We start from the raw sequence: 20,366 nt of genomic DNA on the forward strand, positions 1-20,366 counted from the left end.
ATGGGTTAACTGGGTTGGCAAAGGTCATAGGCTTCCCGCATGATGCGGTGCAGGCGCTCAGGGCCAATGCCCAGGTCCTCCAGCAGGGCGGGGTTATGGCAGAGTTCCTTGCAGAGTACCACCTTTTCTTGCAGCAGGTGCTGTTTCTCTCCGGTGGTGAGCGTGGTAAGGCTGGTAATAGGGTGAATGCCACTTTGCTCTACCAGCTCTTTGAGGCCTCGGCCCTCTGGATAATTCCAGCCCAGCAGGTGCAGGCCAGCGCAAGTGCCGTAGGCAATGGCATCTGAGGTGAAGCGGGTATTGGTGACAGCCCAGCCCTGGTATTCTATATTATCGTGGCCATGTCTTTTCTTGAGTTCGGTTTCCATGTCTCTGAACCTGGAGTGGATGTAAAGCGGGATTTTGACGTTGCATTGGTAATTGGCCTGGTTATGGAACTTGCACTCAATGAGGAGCTGCTGATTGCCACGGGTGGCCATGACGTCTATTTCATGGTTCACGCAGTGGCCCTTCATTACCTGTCCTATGGCCACCGTGTACCCCTGCTGTTTAAAGATCTCGCCCACAAAGCGCTCAAAAGGATACCCCGAGGGGCCCAATTCCATTATGGCGGCCTTTAGTTTATACCGTGCTGCCAGGGCCCCTGGCTTACGCTTTAGCAGGGCAAAGGCTTTTTTGTAAATTTTGTGGGTAGAAATGCCCTGATACAGTTGGTCTTCTATCTGAGCGATGATGTCTTCAATGATCCTGGGGCTGGCCCCAGCCGCCGCCAAAGACTTTTTTAGCTTGCTGTAAGAGAAGGGGGCCGTTTCTCCGGATGATTTGGTAATGACGTAGTTGGCTTTCTGCTTTTTCATAGGTTAATAGATGATGTGGAGTTTCCGTAAGGCCAGGTTCAGGAAGAAAGACAGCAGGCTGAACCCTAGGATGACGGCCGCCATCTCTTTGTCAAAGGAACTGAGGCGCAGGGCCTGGGCCAAGGTGGGCACCAGCAATGCCAACGCCAACACAACCAGGCAAAGAAACAAGGCTAGCCAAACGTATTTATTGGTGAAGACCTCATTCCTGTAAAAGGCCCCTTTGGAACTTCCCATGTTAAACACATGCCAAAGCTGGCACATGATAAGCGTGAAAAACAAAATGTTGTTGGAGTGGTTGGGGTCCCAGTTGCTCTGGTCATAGACTACCCAATACCCAAAGGAAACGGCACCTATCACACAGGCAGAGATGACGGCCGCATATACCACCAGAGATATCCAGTGGGCAGTTTTAAGGATTGGTTCTTCCAGGTGCCTGGGCTTGTGCTGCATAACGGTGCGGGTACCCGGGCTCACCCCTAGGGCCAGGGCCGGCAACACATCGGTTACCAGGTTAATGAACAGAATCTGGATGGGCAGCAACTGAAAGTTGAACCCCAGCAAGGACACCATCGTGACCAGGAAAAGCTCACTTAAATTACAGGAGAGCAGGAAAATGACGAATTTACGGATGTTGTCAAAGATGATGCGTCCCTGCTTAATGGCCAGCACAATGGAAGAGAAAGAATCATCCTGCAAGATCATGTCTGCCACCTCCTGCGCCACCTGCGTGCCCCGTATGCCCATGGCAATGCCTATGTCGGCTTTCTTGAGGGCCGGTGCGTCATTGACCCCATCGCCGGTCATGCCTACCACCATTTGGTTGTCCTGCAGCAACGTGACCAGGTCCAGTTTCTGCCGGGGGCTTACGCGCGCGAAGACAGAAGATTGGAGCCATTCTTTTTTCTGCTGCTCAGATAGCTGCTCATACGCCGGCATATTACTGCCATGAATGACCAGCGCCTCCAGCCCTTGAGAAATTCCCACCTGGGCCGCAATGTTACGGGCAGTGGCCGGGTGGTCGCCGGTAATCATCTTTACGTCAATACCCGCCGAGGCGCATTCGGTGAGAGCTTGTTTCACGTCTTCGCGGGGCGGGTCCAGAAGGCCGGTTAGCCCCAGAAACACCAGGTCCTCCAGTAACATGTCTCTGGTCTCCTGGGTATTCTTATAAGCAAAGGCTAGTACCTTGAGGCCCTCCCTGGCCATCTGCTCTTCTTTTTCCTGCCATTCTTCCCGGTCCTGGGGGGTAAGTAGTCTGGGTTGGCCGTCTACCAGCACGGAGGTACAGCGTTGAAGCAGTTCTTCCATGGCTCCTTTGGCATAAATGATGGCCTGGCCCTCTTTTTGGTGCAGGGTACCCATCACTTTGGTTTCTGAGCTAAAGGATTCTTCGGCCAGTTTTGGGTATTGGGCTCTAACTTCCTCTACCGGCAGACCCGCTGCCAGCGCAAATTTCAGGAGTCCCGTTTCCACCGGATCACCTACCTCTTTCTCCTGCTGGTTGACAATCTCGTACCGGGCGGTGTTGCACAGCACGGCGCAGAGGAGCAGCTGCCGGTAACTTTCAGTCTGGGGCAATTGCGGGTTCTCCAAAAGCAAGGTAATGTTTCCCTCCAGGGGAGGAGAGGTAAGATCAGCTTGGGTGCCCGGTACGGCCACACGGGTTACTTCTATCCTGTTTTTGGTGAGGGTGCCGGTCTTGTCAGTGCAGATTACGTTGGTGCTGCCCAGCGTCTCTACTGCAGACAGCTTTTTGACAATGACCTGGTGCCGGGCCATCCGCAGCATGCCCTGGGCCAGCGCCAGCGTGGCCACAATGGTTAACCCTTCAGGAATGGCCGCCACCGCCAGCGCAATAGCTGTACTGAGGCTTTCCATCCAGGGCCGATGCTGGAAAAGGCCTGCCCCAAAGACAATGAAACAGAGAACAATGGTGATTTTAATGAGTTTATGGCTGAATGATTCCAGCTTCTTCTCGAGAGGGGTGGCCGACTGGCTGGCGCTCTGCACCAGGCTGGCAATCTGGCCTAGTTCTGTGCTCATGCCCGTGCCAATCACCAGGGCGTAGCCATTGCCTTTGGTCACGAAACTGCCTTTAAACACCATATTCAATCGCTCGGCCAATGGCTGAGCCGGGGGCAAGACCTCTATTCTCTTGGCTATGGGGATTGATTCGCCCGTGAGGGCAGATTCATTTACTTCCAGCTGCTGGGTCTGGAAAAGGCGCGCATCTGCCGAGATCATGTCGCCGGCCTCCAGGAAAAGCACATCACCGGGCACAAGGTGCTCAGACGAGATTTCCTCCAGACGGCCACCCCGCAACACTTTAGCCAGTACCAGGGCCATTTCCCTGAGTGCCTCCATTGATTTGCGGGCATTGTACTCCATGAAGAACCCAATAAACCCGTTGACCAGGATCACCAGTAAAATGGCAATGCCGTCCAGCCACTCCTGAAACAGAAAGGAGAGACCCATGGCGGCCATGAGCAGAAAGGTGATGGGTCCGGTGAACTGGTGCAGCAGCACCAGAAGCAGGCTTTCCTGCCGCTGCTTCTCAATTTGGTTTGGCCCCCACTGCTGCAAGCGGCCAGCTATTTCCTCGGCCTTCAGGCCCTGGGGCAAGGAACTGCCCAAGGCGGTGGCCAGCTCTTGGGGCGTAAGGGCGTGCGGATTGGGGAGGGAATGCGGGAGCGCGCTAGTGTTGGTCATGGATGTTCTTGCTAACAGCCTGAAGCCCAAGTTTTACCAGAAAGGTTGCCACTTCCTTTCATACGTTTCTGGTGTTTTTATAGGTACCCGTATGGCAGCCTGATTTATGAGGTATTCAGCTACCCTAGCAAGTAGATTTCCAATCTGTAAGGAGCCAATCATCCTTTGCCTTTAAAGGCGTTTTAAGCCTGTTTTTCTAAAAACAGGCCCAAAACGGAAATCTAAACCATCCCTTCAGACAAAGGAGCAAAGACACTTACCGCCAGCCACCCTATGTTTTAAGTACTGAAGCAAACATGCTTTCTACAGGTCTTTCAGCAGGATACCCACCAGGTACGCCAGAGCGGCGGCGGCCCCACCCAGGAAAAGGGTTTCCAGGCCCGAAGTGTACCATGGCTTATACACAAACTTGCTTTTAAGGGCGCCAATCGCGAAAAAGGCCAGGCCGGTACCAATGCTGCTCCAAAGAAACGGCGACTGGAGACTTCCCTTGAAATAATAGCCAACCAGGAAAGGCGCCACCGGAATGAAACCCACCAGGAGAAAGGCCGTGAAGGTGGCAAAGGCCGCTTTCCAAGCCGACATGGGGTTGAGGGACATGCCGTGTTCCTCCTGCAACATGGTTTCACACCAGAGATGCTTGTCTGCCGTAATGGTTTGCACTATCTGTTCCAGCATGTCACCGGTGAACCCTTTAGCCGCATAGATCTGCCTGATTTCTTCCCTTTCCCCATCTGGAAACAACTCTATGTGTGTATGCTCATCGGTGCGGGTTTTTTCCAGGAGTTGAAGGTCAGTGTTGGTACCTAAGTAGTTGCTCACCGCCATACTGAACCCGTCTGCCAGCAGATTGGCCAGGCCCATGATAATCACCACCTGAGGGGCCAGGTTAGCCCCCGCAACTCCAGACACCACCGCAAACGTGGTCACGGTGCCATCTACGGCCCCATACACAAAATCTTTCAGGTAACTGTGCTTTGTCTGCCGCAGGAGTCGCGACTTCACCTGCTCCGGCGTGTGGGAGGCTTCCAGTTGTTGCCGTGTGAGGTCAGCAGATGTGGCCATACATAGAAAGGTGACCGAAGTTAAGAAGGTGGCCTGGTTCTGATCGAATTATCTGTGCCAGCCCCAAGAAACTACCCTCCTTTTTTACTAGAAAGAACGAGGGTGGGTTGTTCTGGAGGCCGCTAAGTAGCTAATTCAGAAAGATTACAAGTTATAGAGCTTAGGAGAAGGCACTTCTAAACAGAGCTTTCAACCGTAAAGAGGGGCAATGACTGGACCAAGTGGATTTCTATCACGAAGTACCCGGCAAGGCCGTATCTTGCGTACCTTTAAGCAACAACGCAGAGGTACCCGCCTTTGCCCACACGGCAGAACCATGAAAGTAGTAGGCAACATTAAAAGCATCACCCCGCAAAGAAGCACCAAAAAGAAGGCCATTGAACTTCACATTGACCGGGTAGAATACGTGACCAGCAAAAAAGACGGGCGCTACTTCCAGGATTTCAACTACATAGAAGACCTGGATACCCCGCTGGTCATAACCGGAGACTGCCTGGCCTTATCTACTGATAAAAAGCTGGAGGAAGGCGAATACGAGTTCCATGTTTATGACAAGGAAGGCGAGGAGTACGTGCTGAACAAAGACAAATACCTGTACCTGAACATGGTGTATGATTTTGACGAGGACCAGGACATTCTAAGCGAGGTAGACTATACCGTCACCCTTGCGCCAGAGGTCTTTGACCAATACAAGAAAGAGCGGGAGAACGAGAAAGCGCTGAAGGCACTGGGGAAAAAGCGAAAATAACGCTGCCAGGAAGTTGAAAGTTGGCCTATGGTGCCACATTATCTTTTACTCATAGGAAGTGGTTTTCCGTTTTAAGCCCGTTTTTTGGAAAACAGGCTTAAAACAGAAGTACGGCTAGCAATGGCTTTTCCGAAAGGATAGGATACGCTTTCTTTTGGCCTCGTTGCTTGGCTACTGGTTTATGAACAGAAAATTTAAGGTCTAGAAACAAATGGGAGAAAGTACCCGGCTTGAAGATTTTAAAAAATGGATTGAAAAGGAGCTATTTAAAAGCTTCGGTTTTAATGAAGAATACTTCCTGGATAAGGAATGTTTGTTTTCTATTCCAACGTCACACTTGTTTCTTGAGACTTTAATACACTCTTCCTATAAGCCAACCTCTAAGTATTCACAAGAAGAAATTAATGAAATAATATTCACTGAAAATAGAAAGGATTCAAACCAAGACTGGGCAATATGGTTTCATGTGCCATATCATGACCAAATTTATTTTGGAGTAACCGATGTGGGGATATACGACTTTGGACTTGGCAATGCACCTGTTCTCTCTCCCTTATATTACCTTATGGAGCATAAAAGAGCAGAGCAAAATGGGATTATCTATGCAGGAATTCTATCAAATGAAAAAAAATGGTGCCTTCTGATGGAATACAATGGAGAGTCGATTGAAATGAATTTGTACAAATAAATAATTACAACTGATTAACTAGGAGCTAATCTAACTACCTCCCCTAGAATTATATAAAGCCCATTACACTTGAGGAAACCCGGCCCAAAGATTCTCTGGGTACACACCGGTTTCTACCAGCGCCGCCAGGTTCTGGATGGTGGTGGGTTTATCTTCTGGGTACGTAACCCCAAACCATTTCTCAGAAGACGGCAGCACCTTTACCCGGGCCTGCCCAGAAAGAATCATCTGGTCTAAGACCGTAGACAGTACGTATTCTTCCTTGAGCGATTGGCCGTGAATAGACAGAAATTTTTTGAAATGTTGTTCCAGGTGTGGTAACAGGCTGGGCTTGAACCCCATCAGGTTCATAGACACTATTTCGTTTCCGGTGAGAGATATCCCGGCCGCTTCCTGGTCCTGCGCCTCAATACCGGTGGCAGACTTTATAATCTGCTTGAGCTCAGTAAGTTTGGTCAGGTAGCCGTCTCGAGAGAGGTCACAGAGCGCGCGGGAGACGGCCCCGAAGTCAGAGAGGGTATTCTGCAGGTGAAAGCCTACCAACGCATGTTCCTGCGGCGCCTGGTTTTCCTGGAAGAATTGGGCCACCAGGTGAAAGGAGGTCCGGCCGTAGAAGTCATCTCCGTTGATTACCGCAAAAGGGCTTTTTTGCAAAGCTGAAACTGCCACCCAAATAGCGTGAGCCGTGCCCCAGGGCTTCTGCCTTCCTTCCGGAACAGTAAACCCTTCGGGTAGAATATCCAGTTCCTGCCGGACGTATTCCACCGGTACATTGGCCGGCAAACGGGGCTGCAGAACAGCTTTGAATTCCGCCTCTATGGCCTCCCGTATCACAAATACCACTTTCCCAAAGCCGGCCTGCAGCGCATCATAGATGGAATATTCCATAAGCGTTTCACCGTGCGGGCCAAAGGGTTCCAGTTGCTTCAGGCGGCCGTAGCGGCTAGACATGCCAGCCGCTAACACTAATAAGGTGGGGCGTTGTTGCATAGTAGTTGTTTTACCGGAAAGTTGGGGGTAAAAGTTCGGTAAGTTTAGGGCAGACCCCATGATGGGTAAAAGTGGGGGGCACTTTATTACAAAAGAATTAGCCGGGAACCGGAAGAGAGGCGAGAAGAAGCCTTAGTCTGTCTGCCGATTTCTGTTTTGGGGCTGATTTTCTGAAAACGGCTCTAAAACAGAAAGGACTGGTACTTAAAAAGGGAAGATTGGGGCAAACAACGCTGTAATGCAGCTACCCTGAAATCTTAGCAGTTTTAAAGAGGGAAGTGAAGCTCTGGAGAAAAGGAGCCTAAAAAAGGCTATTTGGTGTTTTAGGCTTGTTTTAGGAAAAGTAGCCTCAAAACAGGAAAGGGGAGGTAATAGGAAAGAAAGCTATAGTTGCAAGTGACAAGGCAGTTCCATTTCCTGGCCGGTCATGACAAAAAAGAAGTTCTGCAGTTGGTGTACATAGGCCACGGGGGCGCTGGTGGCAATATAGCCGCCGTTAAAGACAATCTCTTTGTACTTAGGGTCCAGGGCCCACTGGCTCAGTTCCGGGAACATGAACTCATCTTCCAGCTCATCATAGTTGGCCCCCGACAGCCATTCATCTGTCAAGGGGATAGGATCATACAAAGCCGCCTCGCCGCTAAGAATAGCCATCATGCGACCTGCATCAATGACCACATAGGTCCCTGCTTCAGAAACTATATTACCAAGCCGAAGTTCATTTGCAAACATGCTGCAATATACGGGTTATCATTTTTAGAAATACACAATTGGCTCCAGTCTTGGGTAGAACCCCAGCTAAAACCAAAAATTAGGGAAGGCAACCGTCTACTAGCCAGTAGATTCCCTTAAAAGAGCCTTTTACAACCGGCCTCAAGGGGAAAGCCAACTTCATTTTAACGGCCTTCGTCTTCGCTTTCGTCTTCGTCAGGCAGGTTTTTTTCTCCTAGCAGCTCGTTTACCAGGTCCTGGTGGGCGGGTTCATAGATGAGTTCGCCTTTGAGCAGGAACTTGTGCACGTCCATCATCACGTCATAAATGGGGGTGTGCACGTGCATGGGTATCTTGAACAGGCGCTCGTCCCGTTTGTCAAAGGGGGTGGGCACCTTGGCGTCATAGAGGTAGGGGAGCAGGGTCTTGGAGCAACTGATGGCCACGCGGTGCACGGAATGGTCTTCAAAATACCGCTGCAGGCGCTCATTGATATTCTCGAAGAATTCCAGGGCTTCGCCCAGACGCACCCGGGAGCCGGCCCTGGACTTGCCCTTGGTCTTGAGGTACTTGATCTGGCTTTTGCCCTGCTTTTTGCGCACCATGTAGGACCGGAACACCTTATGGTCCAGGTTAACCCCGTCTTCAAAGTAGCCCACCGCGCAGTTCCCCGCCTGTATAAGCAGCAGCACATAATGCACTGGTGCGGCCTCCTTTCGGCCCACGGCCGGAAACACAATGGGCAACCGGAAGATCAGGTGCTCCTGGCCCGTAGCATCTAAAAGCAGCAAACGGTGCTTCTCCTGGTCATAGACAAACGGCACGGCCCCGGCCAGAATCTTTTGGAGCAGGTGGGCAGCGGTGTCTCTGGAAAGGTAACGGTTCATAAAACGGATTAGGCCTCTGTGAAAGTAAGCAAAAAGCCGCTCTACACGGCAAGTCACCCACAAGAGCAAAAGTCAAATATACACTAAAAGCCCCACGAGAGCTCCCATATTCCAGAACCTGGCCCTGACAGATACGTTACTAAATATAGTATTAACAATAGAACCCCTGGTACTTTCCCTGCGCCCTGTGCTATTGGGAATCCAGCTTCCGCTTTGCGCCTCCTGCCCAAGATGCCCTCTGTCTGGTGTCTTTACATGATCTGCCTGCCTGTTTCACTACCTCCTTATTGCCAAGGTACTAGTACCTAAAAGAGTCCAAGCCATGGAGCCATTCATCAAGCTGTTTAACGAAATCAGTTACCAAGACCTGGGGAAAGTGGGGGGCAAGAACGCCTCGCTGGGCGAAATGTTCAATCAACTGAACCCGGTGGGGGTAAAGGTGCCCGACGGGTACGCCACCACGGCAGACGCTTATTGGTTTTTCCTGGATAACCAGAACCTGCGGCAACAACTCACCCAGGTATTAAGCAGCCTGGACCTGGACCAATTCTCTAATCTAGCGGCCGTGGGCGAGAAAGCAAGATCCCTTATTCTGCAGGCTACCCTTCCGGAGGAGCTTTGTCAGGAAATTGAGAAAGGCTATGACTTCCTTAAAAAGCAATACGGGGAGGAGATTTCCTTGGCTGTAAGGAGCAGCGCTACCGCCGAGGACCTGCCGACGGCCAGTTTTGCCGGCCAACTGGAGACCTACCTGAATGTGCGCGGCCTGCGCCACCTGCTACTGGCCTGCCACCACAGCTATGCTTCCCTGTTCACAGACCGCGCCATCAAATACCGGGTAGATAACGGCTTTGACCACATGCAGGTAGCTTTGTCAGTGGGCGTGCAGGTGATGGTGCGGTCAGACAAAGCCAGTTCCGGGGTTATGTTCACCCTGGACCCAGATACCGGTTTTGAGAACGTGGTGGTTATCTCGGGGGCCTGGGGCCTGGGTGAAAACGTAGTGCAAGGAGCGGTGAACACAGATGAATTCATGGTGTTCAAACCTTTGCTGGAAACCGCCTCCCAACCCGTGATTTCACACAAACTGGGCAGCAAGGCCAAAACCATGGTCTACGCTGACCCCGCCGAGGGAGAACTGCAGAGCCCGGCCGACGCCATCCTGAACCTGGACACGCTCCCCGAGAAGCAGGAGCAATTAGTGTTGCAGGACCAGGAAGTAGTGCAGCTGGCCAGGTGGGCCGTCAAAATTGAGGAGCACTACCGCCAACCCATGGACATTGAATGGGCCAAAGACGGCCTCACCCAGGAACTGTTCATTGTGCAGGCCCGCCCCGAAACCGTACAAAGCCAACACAAAAATCAGGCGTTTTTCACGGAGTATACCCTGGAGGAAAAAGGCGAGGTGCTGTGCGCAGGCATTGGGTTGAGTAACCGCATTGTGTCCGGAATTGCCAGAATTTTGCACTCGCCGGCAGAAATAGACAAGCTGCAGGAAAGAGAGGTGCTGGTAACCCGTAAAACCGACCCCGACTGGGACCCCATCCTGAAAAAGGCCATTGCCATTGTCACCGAGCAGGGCGGCCGCACCAGCCATGCCGCCATTGTGGCCCGGGAAGTGGGTGCGGTGGCCGTGCTGGGCACCAACAACGCCACCCAACAGATACAGGACGGCCAGGAGGTCACTGTCTCCACTGCCGGCGGGGAGACCGGGTACGTGTACGCCGGCAAACTGAAGTGGTCTGAAGTAAAGACTGATCTCCAGCACCTGGAAAAACCGCAGACCAAAGCCATGTTGATCCTAGGCGACCCAGAGCAGGCCTTTAAATATTCCTTCCTGCCCAATGACGGCGTGGGGCTTATGCGCATGGAGTTCATCATCAACAACTCTATCCAGATTCACCCCATGGCTTTAAAGCATTTTGAGAAAGTACAGGACCCGGCGGCCCGCGAAAAAATTGCCCAGCTTACCCGCCAGTACGCCAACAAGGAAGACTTCTTCGTGGAGAAACTGGCGGAGGCCACCTCGCTCATTGCGGCCGCTTTCTATCCCAAAGACGTGATTGTGCGCATGAGTGATTTCAAGTCTAATGAATATGCCAACCTCATTGGCGGCCGGCAGTTTGAGCCCGATGAATCTAATCCTATGATTGGATTAAGGGGTGCCTCCCGGTATTACCACCCGCTGTACCAGGAGGGGTTTGAGATGGAATGCCGGGCCATGAAAAAGGTGCGCGACGAGATGGGGCTCACCAACGTGAAACTGATGATCCCTTTCTGCAGAACCGTGGAGGAAGGCCAGAAAGTAATCTCCTTAATGGCGGACTATGGGCTTCGGCGGGCCGAAAACCAGCTGGAAATCTATGTTATGGTGGAAATTCCGTCTAACGCCTTGCTCGCCGAAGAGTTTGCCCAGCTGTTTGATGGCTTCTCCATCGGCTCTAATGACCTTACCCAACTTACCCTGGGCGCCGACCGCGACTCTGGGTTAATCAGTGATATTTTCACGCCCTTTGACCCGGCGGTGCAGCAATTGATTGTCATGACCCTGCAAAAGGCCCGGCATACCGGCACCAAAACCGGACTCTGCGGCCAGGCCCCCAGTGACTACCCGCAATACGCCTCTTTTTTAATTGAGAATGGCATAGACAGCATTTCCTTCAACCCAGATGCGTTCTTCAGGGGGCTGGAGAACATGCTGAAGGCAGAGAAAAAACGGGCCCAACAGCCCAGGCATTTAATTGAGGTAGGCTGATGAACCACTTACTAGTTCTAAATACTGGCTTGCCATAGAAAGATAAGCTTTCTTTCAACTTTGGAATTTTGCCAACGTAAAATATAAAATAACATTAAAAATATTATATTTTAAATGTTTACTGCCTAGCTTATAAACGGGAATGTGTTACCTAAAACTTTATTACCATGGCTAACCTAATGAAAAGAAAAGGGGGGATGTCTGCCCCTACCAGGTCTGGTTTTCCAGATTTTTTCTCAGACATGGACCAGTTCTTCGGCATGATGCCTATGCCCATGTCCATGCGGCGCCAAATGGAGATTAATGTACCGTCCGTGAACATTAAGGACCGAGAAAAAGACTACCTGATAGAGGTGGCTGCGCCGGGTATGAAGAAAGAAGACTTCAACATTGACCTGGAGCGGGGTGTGCTCACCATCAGCAGCCAGAGAGAAGATGAGAAAAACGAAGATATGGAGAACTACCACAAACGGGAATACAATTACTCGTCCTTCAGCCGCTCCTTCAGCCTGCCAGAGAATCTTAAGCCCGAGGAGATCAAGGCCCACTATGAGAACGGCATTCTGAGCCTGGTTGTGCCTAAAAAAGAGACGGGAGAAAAGACTAAACAGCGCATTAAAATTGACTAAACCGGTGTAACGGTTCTCTTATAAGCCGAGGTCATTTTATGGCTTCGGCTTATTCTGTTTTGGAGCCCATTGCGCTGATACTTAGTGGCTTCTATGCTGTCTATTTTCCTTTTTTTCCAGTCCCCATTTTCTGAATCTCTGTCTAAATTTGCCTGCGTTTGGGGCGGCGGTTTTGGGTAAATTCTTCATCTTTGAAAAAGGGCTTTCTAACCTTAAGCGCTATGTCTGAAAAGGAAGAACAGGAAATAAAGAAGCTGAAGAAAAAGCTGAAGGTGCAGGAGAAAAAGAACATTGAGATACGGGACAAACTGGCCCTGCAACGCACCATTTTCGCCAACGAGCGCACCCTTATGGCCTACCTGCGCACTGCCCTAACGTTTCTGGTGGCGGGCCTTTCCTTTATTAAGTTCTTTGACATGAAAGCGTTTGATATTGCAGGAGGCATTTTGATTCCTGTGGGCCTGGTGGTCTGCGGCTATGGGGTGTTCAGGTACTTCCAGAAATCAAAGCACATTACCCTGCACCAGGAAGAGTACGCCGAGACCAGCCATATGCACGCCCACATCCATGAAAAAGAAGCCTCGCGCTACGGGAATATAGATTAAGCCACCCTTTCTGGAAAAATTGAAACCTAGAAGCAGTAGTCAGTCCATAAGTAGTCTGTAGGGGTTCATTGTCATTTTCATCTGCTTACCCACTTCTTACAGGCCGGTTTTTATGGCTGAAATTCCTTTATACCGTACTTATAAAGACAGGCGCTCTTTGCCCAAACATAGTGCTTCCTTAGAATGTCAGGTTTTAAACCATTGTAGCGTTTTAAGCCTGTTTTGGCTAAAACGGGCTTAAAACAGGAATTGACCTTGTGAAGTGAGGGAGGTCGTTGTGGGCACGTTTTTCTGAAAACAGGCTTAAATCGGAACCGCGCTACAAAGGCTTCATTCCCTTTGACGGTGGCCTTGCATAACAGGTTGTTTTGGATTTCATGTGTTCACCTCTAACTGCTACTCCCATGTTCAAAGACCGTAAAGACGCCGCCCTCCACCTGGCCAAAGCCCTGGAGAAATACAAAGGCTTAGGGGTAATTGTGTTGGGCATACCCAGAGGAGGAGCTGAAACCGGCTTCTATGTAGCGAAGTATTTAGGGGCAGATTTCTCCCTGCTGGTTTCCCGGAAACTGGGCCACCCCAATAACCCCGAATACGCCATTGGCGCCATTGCCGAGGACGGCAGTTTTTACCTTAATGAGAAGGCGCAGGCGGGTCTCTCGCCGGATGTGCTGGAGCACACCATTGCGCTGCAGAAAAAAGAGATAGCGCGCAGGATTGACGTTCTGCGGAACGGGGAGCCGTTGCCCAAAATCAGGAACAAGACCGTGATTCTGGTAGATGACGGCATTGCCACCGGGTCCACCTTGTTTGCTTCCATTAAAATGTGCCGCAACCAGGGCGTGGGCAAACTGGTGGTAGCCGCCCCCGTGGCCGGGCCCGAGATGAAAAGCAGGCTGTTGCGGGAAGTGGAGGACGTGGTCATTTTGGAAACCCCAGATTATTTCCAGGCAGTATCACAGGCCTATAAAACTTTCTACAACCTCTCTGATGCGGAAACCATAGAATTGTTTAACCGCTGGAAAGAAAACAGATAGACCGCATTTATCCTCAGGCTTTTCAGAAGCCTTTACACAAAAAGGAAGCTCAAACCCTTTTCTGTAAGGTGTAATCATGGGCTTCCCTTTCTTCAATCTAAGCTATATCTCATTAAAAGGGCAATAGTTGCTGGAAAAGCCTGCAGGGGAAATGGGAATAAGCAAGAAAAGGCGGATTTAGAAGGGAGTTACACCTCCTGCAGCACCGGAAGTCCATTTAAGGGAGCATTGCGCTTACCCAGAATTTCCTCCAGGTCTTCCTTGAAAATGACTTCTTTTTGCAGGAGCCGTTCGGCCAGTTTGCCCAGTGCTTCTTGGTGTTGCACCAGAATGTTTTTGGCCTGGTTGTAGGCGTCGTTAATCAGTTTCATTACTTCGGTGTCAATCAGTTTGCCGGTTTCCTCGCTGTAGGGTTTGGAGAGCCGGGTGTCCTGCTGGCCAGTAGAGTCATAGAAACTGATGTTGCCAATCTGTTTGTCAAACCCGTAATAGGCTACCATCATATAGGCCTCTTTGGTGGCTTTCTCCAGGTCATCCAGCGCCCCGGAGGTAACTTCGCCAAAGGTGATTTCCTCGGCGGCCCGGCCGGCCAGAATGGCGCTTAGGTGCTCTGAGAAGGCCGTGGCAGATTTGAGTTGGTGTTCCTCCGGCAGGTACCAGGCCGCCCCCAATGACTTGCCCCTGGGAATAATGGATACCTTGATGAGCGGGTCCACGTGTGGCAGCAGCCAGCTGACCAAGGCGTGCCCGGACTCATGGAAGGCAATGATTTTTTTCTCTTCGGGTGAAATGATCTTGCTCTTTTTCTCCAACCCAGCCACTATCCGGTCCATGGCATCCAGAAAATCCTGGCGGTCAATGTGCTCTTTTTTCTTGCGGGCCGCTATGAGCGCGGCCTCATTGCAGACGTTAGCAATATCGGCGCCCGAAAAGCCTGGCGTTTGGGCCGCCAGAAAAGCCGGGTCAATGCTCTGGTCAATTTTGAGTGGCCGCAAGTGTACTTTAAAGATCTCCTCCCGGTCTTTAATATTGGGCAGTTCCAGGTAAATGTGGCGATCAAACCTTCCGGGCCTGACCAGGGCGGGGTCCAGCAAGTCGGCGCGGTTGGTGGCCGCCAGCACAATCACGCCGCTGTTGGTTTCAAAGCCATCCATCTCGGTCAGGAGTTGGTTAAGGGTACTTTCGCGCTCATCATTTGACCCGGAGAACAAAGCCTGTTTGCCCCTTGACTGGCCAATGCTATCTATCTCATCAATAAAAATGATACAAGGGGCTTTCTCCTTGGCCTGCTTGAATAGGTCGCGCACGCGCGAGGCACCAACCCCCACAAACATCTCCACAAACTCAGAGCCAGACATGGAAAAGAAGGGAACCTGAGCCTCGCCGGCCATGGCTTTGGCCAGAAGCGTTTTACCAGTGCCCGGCGGACCCACCAGAATCACCCCTTTGGGGATTTTGGCGCCCAGTTTAGTGAACTCCTCGGGGTTCTTCAGGAAGTCCACCACCTCTTTCACTTCCATGGCGGCCTCTTCCAACCCGGCCACGTCCTGGAAGGTAATCTTGCTTTTATGCTCCTGGTCAAAGAGCATGGCCTTAGACTTCCCGAAACTGAAAATAGAACCACCACCCATGCCACCCGCCCCGGCGTTGCGAATTAAAAATTGCCAGAACAGAAACATCAGAAAAATAGGGAAAACCCACAGTAGCAGGTTACCAAGCCAGTTACCCTGTTTCATATAGACCACGTCCACCCGCTGGTTTAAGGGCACGCCCTGCTGCGCCTGCTCCAGGTTGTGCTCAAAACTCTCCACAGAGCCTATGGTCATGGTATAATGGGGCCCCGGAAGCACTTGCCTGGTGTTACCCGGTTTCATGACGTCTTTGAAGGGAAGGCTATCGGCAAACTCCTTTTTGATGAAGATGCCGGCCTCCTCGCCATTAAGGACCTCAATCTTATCAACGGCCCTGCGGCTGAGCATGTATTTCTCTACCTCCAGCCAAGAAGTGGTTTCCTTCGCCGAATTGCCGGAGTTATACATCGTGAAAATCAAAATACCCATGAACACCACATACAACAGCAAGGGAGACACCCGTGATTGGGGCGGCTTATTGGGAGTTGGGTTTGTATGGGGTGTAGGATTTGCCACGGCGTTACGGTTAGCCCTATATTCTTTTACTTGTGCAGCCAAGAAGTGGACGTGGCTTTTGGTAAATTATTCTTCCTTTTAGGGTAAGGTTGGCTGAAAGGAATCTTGAAAGAATGGGGCTGATCCTGAATGAGATAGGAGAATAAAAGCATATGAAAATGGTATCCGGGTTTTCGCAATAAGGGATGGCAATGGGTAAAAGCAAAAGGGTGGTGAAATACCTGAGAACCACAGGCCAGGAACTGATTCTTATCAGCTTTTTTAAGCCTCGTATTGCCTTACTTTGGGCTCGGCCTATGGCCCCACCCAATTGCCCAAAAATGATAACAGCCCAACTACTGAACCCCAGCAGCATTGCCATTGTAGGCGCCTCTAATGATATCTCTAAACCCGGCGGCAAAGTGCTGTACAACATCCTGGCCAACGGTTTTGAAGGGCAACTTTATGGGGTGAACCCCAAAGAGCAGGAGGTGCAAGGAATACCCTGCTACCCAGCCTGCGCGGCGTTACCGGAGGTGGACCTGGCCATCATTGCGGTGGCGGCCCAGTACGTGGAGGAGGCCTTGCGCACCCTGGCCTATGAGAAGAACTGTAAAGCGTTTATCCTGTTTTCGGCGGGCTTCAGTGAGACCGGGCCCGAAGGGGAAGCCCTTGAAAAGCGGTGCGTAGACATAGTGAATGCCGTGGGCGGAACGCTCATCGGACCCAACTGTATTGGGGTTTTGACCCAAAAATACAAAGGCGTATTTGCCGGCCCGGTGCCCGAGTTTGATGCCATGGGCTGCGACTGCGTGTCGGCGTCTGGGGCTACCATGGTGTATCTGCTGGAGATGGCGATACCAAGGGGATTGAAATTCAGAGACATTTTCTCGGTGGGCAACAGTGCCCAGATTGGGGTGGAAGACGTGCTCCAATACTGGGACGAAACCTTTGACCCCCAGCAAAGCTCCCGGGTCAAACTCCTGTACATGGAGCAGATCGCGGATCCTAAACGGTTCCTGAAACATGCCCGCTCTCTGGTGCAGAAAGGCTGCCGGATTGCCGCCATCAAAGCCGGAAGCACTGAGGCAGGTTCCAGAGCGGTATCTTCGCACACGGGCGCTTTGGCCGGCTCTAATTCCGCGGTGAGTGCCTTGTTTAGAAAAGCCGGAATTATCAGGTGCTACAGCCGAATTGAGCTGGTGTATGTGGCCGCTATCTTTTCCATAAAACCATTGAAAGGCGACCGTCTGGCCGTCATCACCCATGCAGGCGGACCCGGCGTCATGCTCACCGATATTCTGGTAAAAGGCGGCATGCAGGTTCCCCACTTGGAAGGACCCAAAGCAGACGCCTTGCTCTCCAAATTGTATCCGGGATCTTCGGTGGCCAACCCCATTGATTTCCTGGCCACCGGCAACGCCACGCAGCTGGGAGAAATCCTGGACTTTGTAGATAATGAATTTGACGAGATTGACGGCGCCGTGGTGGTGTTTGGCACCACCGGCATGTGGCGGGTAGACGACGTGTACCAAGTGTTGCATGAAAAAATAAGGACTTGCCGGAAGCCTATCTTTCCCATTCTTCCCTCGGCTATTCAGGCCGCTGAAGAGGTGAGTCATTTCCAGGCCATGGGGCACGTGAATTTCACAGATGAAGTCAGCTTTGGCTACGTGCTAACCCGGGTAAACAAAATGCAGCCCCTGTACCCAGACCCGGTTTTGCCCGCGGTAGATACCCAAAAGATACGGCAAATAGTGGAAGAGAACCCCACCGGGTATTTACCCCCGGCCCAGGTATTTGACTTACTGGCGGCGGCCGGAATCTCTACCGTGCAACAAGCCACGGTCACGTCTAATGAGGCAGCTTTGACGCAGGCAGAGGCACTGGGGTACCCATTGGTGATGAAAGTGGTAGGACCGGTCCATAAGTCAGATATGGGCGGGGTAGTGACCGGGATTACAAATGCGGAAGAAGTGGCCCAAACCTATGATACCCTCATGGGCTTAGAAGGGGTAGAAGGCGTCTTGCTGCAGCAACAACTCAAGGGCATTGAAGTCTACATGGGCGCCAAGGCCGAGGACAACTATGGTCACCAGATTCTATGCGGTCTGGGCGGCATCTTTGTAGAGGTTTTTAAGGATGTGTCTGCCGCCCTGGCTCCCGTGGGCCAGGAAGAAGCCAGCCGCATGATCAGGCGCCTGAAATCCTATCCCATTATTCAGGGGGTGCGCGGCAAGGAAGGAGTGAGCGAAGAATTACTGGTGGCCACCCTTATGAAACTAAGCGCCCTGCTTCAGGCTGCCCCTGAAATAAGGGAAATGGACATTAACCCTTTGTTAGGCACCGCACACTCTTTGGTGGCCGTGGATGCCAGAATCATGATCGGTTGACTTTTATTTCTTGCCTTCAAGACCAGGTTTGCGTTTTAAGCCTGTTTTTAGAAAAACGGCTCTAAAACAGAATTCACCCAGCTCCTGACTAGGTCTATTCTAAATGCCCTCACATAGAAAGAGCCATTTTAGTATGGCCAATAAATAGCTGTGTATAGGCTTGCTCTTGGGTTAATTCCGGTCTAAAGGTCTGTCTGTTTTAGGCCTGTTTTTAGAAAAACAGGCCTAAAACAGACAACCGCTTAAATGGAAAGGTTTAGGCGGACGCTTCTCTCAAAAAAAATCGTTGTTGTAGGAAAAGACCAAACGCGAAGCGCCTGTCAGATAGCTATCTGACAGGCGCTTCCTTAGACAGTAAAGTTGGGTAAAGGGCTAGTTGTCAATTCACATCAAGAGCCTTGTACCTTAGGTTCCAGTATTGCGGTTCGGTGTCCTGGGTTTTCTGTAGCCAGTAGTCTTGGGTTACCTTTCGGCCGTCAAACGTTTTCAGGCGGCGCTCAAACACGTAGGTGGTGGGGTTAAACACCATATCCGTTACGCCCACGGTGTAAAGGGTGGGGTCTGTTTCGGCTTTCTTCTTTTCTTCCTCAATCAGCACCTCAAACCCATTATGCTCCAGCAAGTCTTTTAAAAAGCCTTTCCGACCTTCGTTTACCTGTTTTTCTACAAACGTGACTCTGGTTTCTCCTATGCTTCCAAAAGCATGTTTTCCTTCTAAGGCCATAGCTTTATTAGTTAAAGACGCCGCTTAATTCAAAGATGTAATCATACAATGGGCTGTAAAGCCCTAGCACCAGAATGCCTATCACGGTAATACCTAGACCCAGGCGCATGTAGATTCTGTTCTGGAACAAGGGAATGGGGTTATCGCTTTTGCGAAGGAACATAGCCCGTACCACCAGTAGGTAGTAGAACAGGGATATGGTCACGTTTACCACCGCCAGGAACACCAGTAGGTAATACCCTTGGCTGGCGGCCGCTGTGAATAGGAAGAACTTCCCGAAGAAACCTGCCACGGGCGGAATGCCCGCCAAAGAGAACAGGGCCAGCATCATGACCAGGCTCAGTTTAGGGTTGGTGCGGTAAAGGCCGTTGTAATCATCCATGTTCTCTTTGCCGGTTTGCAGCGAGATGGCCTGCACCACCCCAAAGGCGGCCAGGTTAGAGAAGATGTAGATCATGACAAAGTACACCACCGTGGCAGTCCCTAACTGCGTACCCGTGATCAAACCCAGTAGAATGAAACCTGCCTGCGAGATAGAGGAGAAAGCCAGAAACCGCTTCATGTTCTGCTGGCGCAGGGCAAACAGGTTGCCCAGGAACATGGTGGCCAGGGCCACTACGTAAATCAGGTTTTCCCAAACCGGCATTAAGGGCTTCAGCACCGTGAAGAGCAAGATCATCAAGATGAAGGCCGCGGCTCCCTTAGAGATCACAGACAGGTATGAGGCCACGCTGATAGGGGCGCCTTCGTACACATCGGCGGTCCAGAAATGGAACGGCACCAGGGAGATCTTAAAGGCCAGCCCGGCAAAGAACAGCACAAACCCCAACACCGACAGATGCGCGGTAGTAATGACCTGCGCTACGTCCTTGAAATAGATAGAGCCGGTGGTGGCATAGAGCATGGAGATCCCAAACAGGGAAACCCCGGAAGCCAGGGCCGCCGACAAAATTAGTTTGATCCCTGCTTCACTGGAGCTTCGCTTCATCAGTTCATAAGAAGCCAGGGCAGCCACCGGCAGGGTAGAAAACTCCAGTCCAATGTAGAACATCAGGAAGTCGCCGGCGGAGATCATGAAATACATGCCCAGCAGCGAGAAGAACAGGAGAATGAAAAACTCCGTGCCCCGGTTCTGTTTCACAATTTTTTCCTGCAACCAGTCCGCGGACTGTAACAAGAGTACCAGTACCCCAATGTTCAGGACGTTTTTAAAGAAATGGATGAGGCTGTTGGTCCGGAACATGCCCCCAAACAAGCTGTCCTCGGCTATTGGCAGAAACCCCAGCGCGGTATGCACCCCAAACAAAAGAATGGCTAAATGCACGATACTGCCTTTCCTGTTGGAAGGAATAAATATCTCAGCTATTACCAGGAGCAAGGCGATCCCTAGTAATAATACTTCGTGCCGCATGAGTAAAAGGCTACTTGTATCCATTGCC

At 51.2% G+C, this 20,366-nt stretch carries 16 protein-coding genes; 7 read left to right on the top strand and 9 right to left on the bottom strand.

Annotated elements, in window-relative coordinates; translation table 11 throughout:
- Positions 1-5: 5 nt before the first annotated feature.
- From ACYVJQ_RS06845 to ACYVJQ_RS06855, 3 genes are all read right to left on the bottom strand, one after another.
- Positions 6-857 (bottom strand): ATP cone domain-containing protein, encoded by an 852-nt coding sequence (locus tag ACYVJQ_RS06845; protein ID WP_460892327.1) that lies wholly within the window; start codon positions 855-857, stop codon positions 6-8.
- A gap of 3 nt (positions 858-860) precedes the next feature.
- Positions 861-3,569 carry a cation-translocating P-type ATPase gene (locus ACYVJQ_RS06850; RefSeq protein WP_460892328.1) on the bottom strand — a complete coding sequence of 903 codons (2,709 nt, stop codon included), beginning with the start codon at positions 3,567-3,569 and terminating at the stop codon, positions 861-863.
- A 303-nt stretch (positions 3,570-3,872) separates the two neighbouring features.
- Positions 3,873-4,634, bottom strand: a complete 762-nt coding sequence (locus ACYVJQ_RS06855; protein WP_460892329.1) for a VIT1/CCC1 transporter family protein — start codon at positions 4,632-4,634, stop codon at positions 3,873-3,875.
- Positions 4,635-4,950: 316 nt separating this feature from the next.
- Here ACYVJQ_RS06855 and ACYVJQ_RS06860 point away from each other — a divergent pair, with 316 nt between their 5' ends.
- Entirely contained in the window at positions 4,951-5,382 is a 432-nt protein-coding gene (locus ACYVJQ_RS06860; RefSeq protein WP_460892330.1) for a hypothetical protein, read from the top strand.
- Positions 5,383-5,593: 211 nt separating this feature from the next.
- Positions 5,594-6,070, top strand: coding sequence for a hypothetical protein (locus ACYVJQ_RS06865; RefSeq protein WP_460892331.1), 477 nt, complete (start codon positions 5,594-5,596; stop codon positions 6,068-6,070).
- Positions 6,071-6,133: 63 nt separating this feature from the next.
- On the opposite strand, the gene ACYVJQ_RS06870 is transcribed toward ACYVJQ_RS06865, so the two are convergent.
- From ACYVJQ_RS06870 to ACYVJQ_RS06880, 3 genes are all read right to left on the bottom strand, one after another.
- Positions 6,134-7,060 (bottom strand): nucleotidyltransferase family protein, encoded by a 927-nt coding sequence (locus tag ACYVJQ_RS06870; RefSeq protein WP_460892332.1) that lies wholly within the window; start codon positions 7,058-7,060, stop codon positions 6,134-6,136.
- Between the two features lie 384 nt (positions 7,061-7,444).
- Positions 7,445-7,792, bottom strand: coding sequence for a hypothetical protein (locus tag ACYVJQ_RS06875; protein WP_048919990.1), 348 nt, complete (start codon positions 7,790-7,792; stop codon positions 7,445-7,447).
- A gap of 164 nt (positions 7,793-7,956) precedes the next feature.
- On the bottom strand, positions 7,957-8,658 hold the full coding sequence (locus ACYVJQ_RS06880) for a hypothetical protein (protein WP_460892333.1): 702 nt from the start codon (positions 8,656-8,658) through the stop codon (positions 7,957-7,959).
- A 322-nt stretch (positions 8,659-8,980) separates the two neighbouring features.
- Between ACYVJQ_RS06880 and ppsA the strand changes: the two genes are divergently transcribed.
- The 4 genes from ppsA (at position 8,981) to ACYVJQ_RS06900 (ending at position 13,684) form a co-directional block, all read left to right on the top strand.
- Positions 8,981-11,413 carry a phosphoenolpyruvate synthase gene (ppsA, locus tag ACYVJQ_RS06885; protein WP_460892334.1) on the top strand — a complete coding sequence of 811 codons (2,433 nt, stop codon included), beginning with the start codon at positions 8,981-8,983 and terminating at the stop codon, positions 11,411-11,413.
- 179 nt (positions 11,414-11,592) lie between these two features.
- On the top strand, positions 11,593-12,042 hold the full coding sequence (locus ACYVJQ_RS06890; RefSeq protein ID WP_460892335.1) for an Hsp20/alpha crystallin family protein: 450 nt from the start codon (positions 11,593-11,595) through the stop codon (positions 12,040-12,042).
- 221 nt (positions 12,043-12,263) lie between these two features.
- On the top strand, positions 12,264-12,647 hold the full coding sequence (locus tag ACYVJQ_RS06895; protein WP_460892336.1) for a DUF202 domain-containing protein: 384 nt from the start codon (positions 12,264-12,266) through the stop codon (positions 12,645-12,647).
- A 377-nt stretch (positions 12,648-13,024) separates the two neighbouring features.
- The gene (locus ACYVJQ_RS06900; RefSeq protein ID WP_460892337.1) at positions 13,025-13,684 is read left to right on the top strand and encodes a phosphoribosyltransferase; all 660 of its coding nucleotides are present in this window, start codon (positions 13,025-13,027) and stop codon (positions 13,682-13,684) included.
- 188 nt (positions 13,685-13,872) lie between these two features.
- On the opposite strand, the gene ftsH is transcribed toward ACYVJQ_RS06900, so the two are convergent.
- Positions 13,873-15,831 (bottom strand): ATP-dependent zinc metalloprotease FtsH, encoded by a 1,959-nt coding sequence (ftsH, locus tag ACYVJQ_RS06905; RefSeq protein WP_460892338.1) that lies wholly within the window; start codon positions 15,829-15,831, stop codon positions 13,873-13,875.
- A 320-nt stretch (positions 15,832-16,151) separates the two neighbouring features.
- Between ftsH and ACYVJQ_RS06910 the strand changes: the two genes are divergently transcribed.
- The gene (locus ACYVJQ_RS06910; RefSeq protein ID WP_460892339.1) at positions 16,152-18,203 is read left to right on the top strand and encodes an acetate--CoA ligase family protein; all 2,052 of its coding nucleotides are present in this window, start codon (positions 16,152-16,154) and stop codon (positions 18,201-18,203) included.
- A gap of 379 nt (positions 18,204-18,582) precedes the next feature.
- Here ACYVJQ_RS06910 and ACYVJQ_RS06915 read toward each other — a convergent pair whose 3' ends face one another.
- Together ACYVJQ_RS06915 and ACYVJQ_RS06920 are read right to left on the bottom strand one after the other, a co-directional pair.
- On the bottom strand, positions 18,583-18,927 hold the full coding sequence (locus tag ACYVJQ_RS06915) for a hypothetical protein (RefSeq protein WP_460892340.1): 345 nt from the start codon (positions 18,925-18,927) through the stop codon (positions 18,583-18,585).
- 7 nt (positions 18,928-18,934) lie between these two features.
- Entirely contained in the window at positions 18,935-20,338 is a 1,404-nt protein-coding gene (locus tag ACYVJQ_RS06920; protein ID WP_460892341.1) for an NADH-quinone oxidoreductase subunit N, read from the bottom strand.
- Positions 20,339-20,366 lie beyond the last annotated feature (28 nt).

The organism is Rufibacter soli (genome assembly GCF_054781795.1).

Bases quoted from the DNA above. Each gene is read 5' to 3' on its own strand.
- ACYVJQ_RS06850 (WP_460892328.1), bottom strand. From the start codon at position 3,569: ATGACCAACACTAGCGCGCTCCCGCATTCCCTCCCCAATCCGCACGCC.
- ACYVJQ_RS06915 (WP_460892340.1), bottom strand. From the start codon at position 18,927: ATGGCCTTAGAAGGAAAACATGCTTTTGGAAGCATAGGAGAAACCAGA.
- ACYVJQ_RS06900 (WP_460892337.1), top strand. From the start codon at position 13,025: ATGTGTTCACCTCTAACTGCTACTCCCATGTTCAAAGACCGTAAAGAC.
- ACYVJQ_RS06870 (WP_460892332.1), bottom strand. From the start codon at position 7,060: ATGCAACAACGCCCCACCTTATTAGTGTTAGCGGCTGGCATGTCTAGC.
- ACYVJQ_RS06895 (WP_460892336.1), top strand. From the start codon at position 12,264: ATGTCTGAAAAGGAAGAACAGGAAATAAAGAAGCTGAAGAAAAAGCTG.
- ACYVJQ_RS06865 (WP_460892331.1), top strand. From the start codon at position 5,594: ATGGGAGAAAGTACCCGGCTTGAAGATTTTAAAAAATGGATTGAAAAG.
- ACYVJQ_RS06910 (WP_460892339.1), top strand. From the start codon at position 16,152: ATGATAACAGCCCAACTACTGAACCCCAGCAGCATTGCCATTGTAGGC.
- ACYVJQ_RS06860 (WP_460892330.1), top strand. From the start codon at position 4,951: ATGAAAGTAGTAGGCAACATTAAAAGCATCACCCCGCAAAGAAGCACC.
- ppsA (WP_460892334.1), top strand. From the start codon at position 8,981: ATGGAGCCATTCATCAAGCTGTTTAACGAAATCAGTTACCAAGACCTG.
- ACYVJQ_RS06890 (WP_460892335.1), top strand. From the start codon at position 11,593: ATGAAAAGAAAAGGGGGGATGTCTGCCCCTACCAGGTCTGGTTTTCCA.
- ACYVJQ_RS06845 (WP_460892327.1), bottom strand. From the start codon at position 857: ATGAAAAAGCAGAAAGCCAACTACGTCATTACCAAATCATCCGGAGAA.
- ACYVJQ_RS06855 (WP_460892329.1), bottom strand. From the start codon at position 4,634: ATGGCCACATCTGCTGACCTCACACGGCAACAACTGGAAGCCTCCCAC.
- ACYVJQ_RS06880 (WP_460892333.1), bottom strand. From the start codon at position 8,658: ATGAACCGTTACCTTTCCAGAGACACCGCTGCCCACCTGCTCCAAAAG.
- ACYVJQ_RS06875 (WP_048919990.1), bottom strand. From the start codon at position 7,792: ATGTTTGCAAATGAACTTCGGCTTGGTAATATAGTTTCTGAAGCAGGG.
- ACYVJQ_RS06920 (WP_460892341.1), bottom strand. From the start codon at position 20,338: ATGCGGCACGAAGTATTATTACTAGGGATCGCCTTGCTCCTGGTAATA.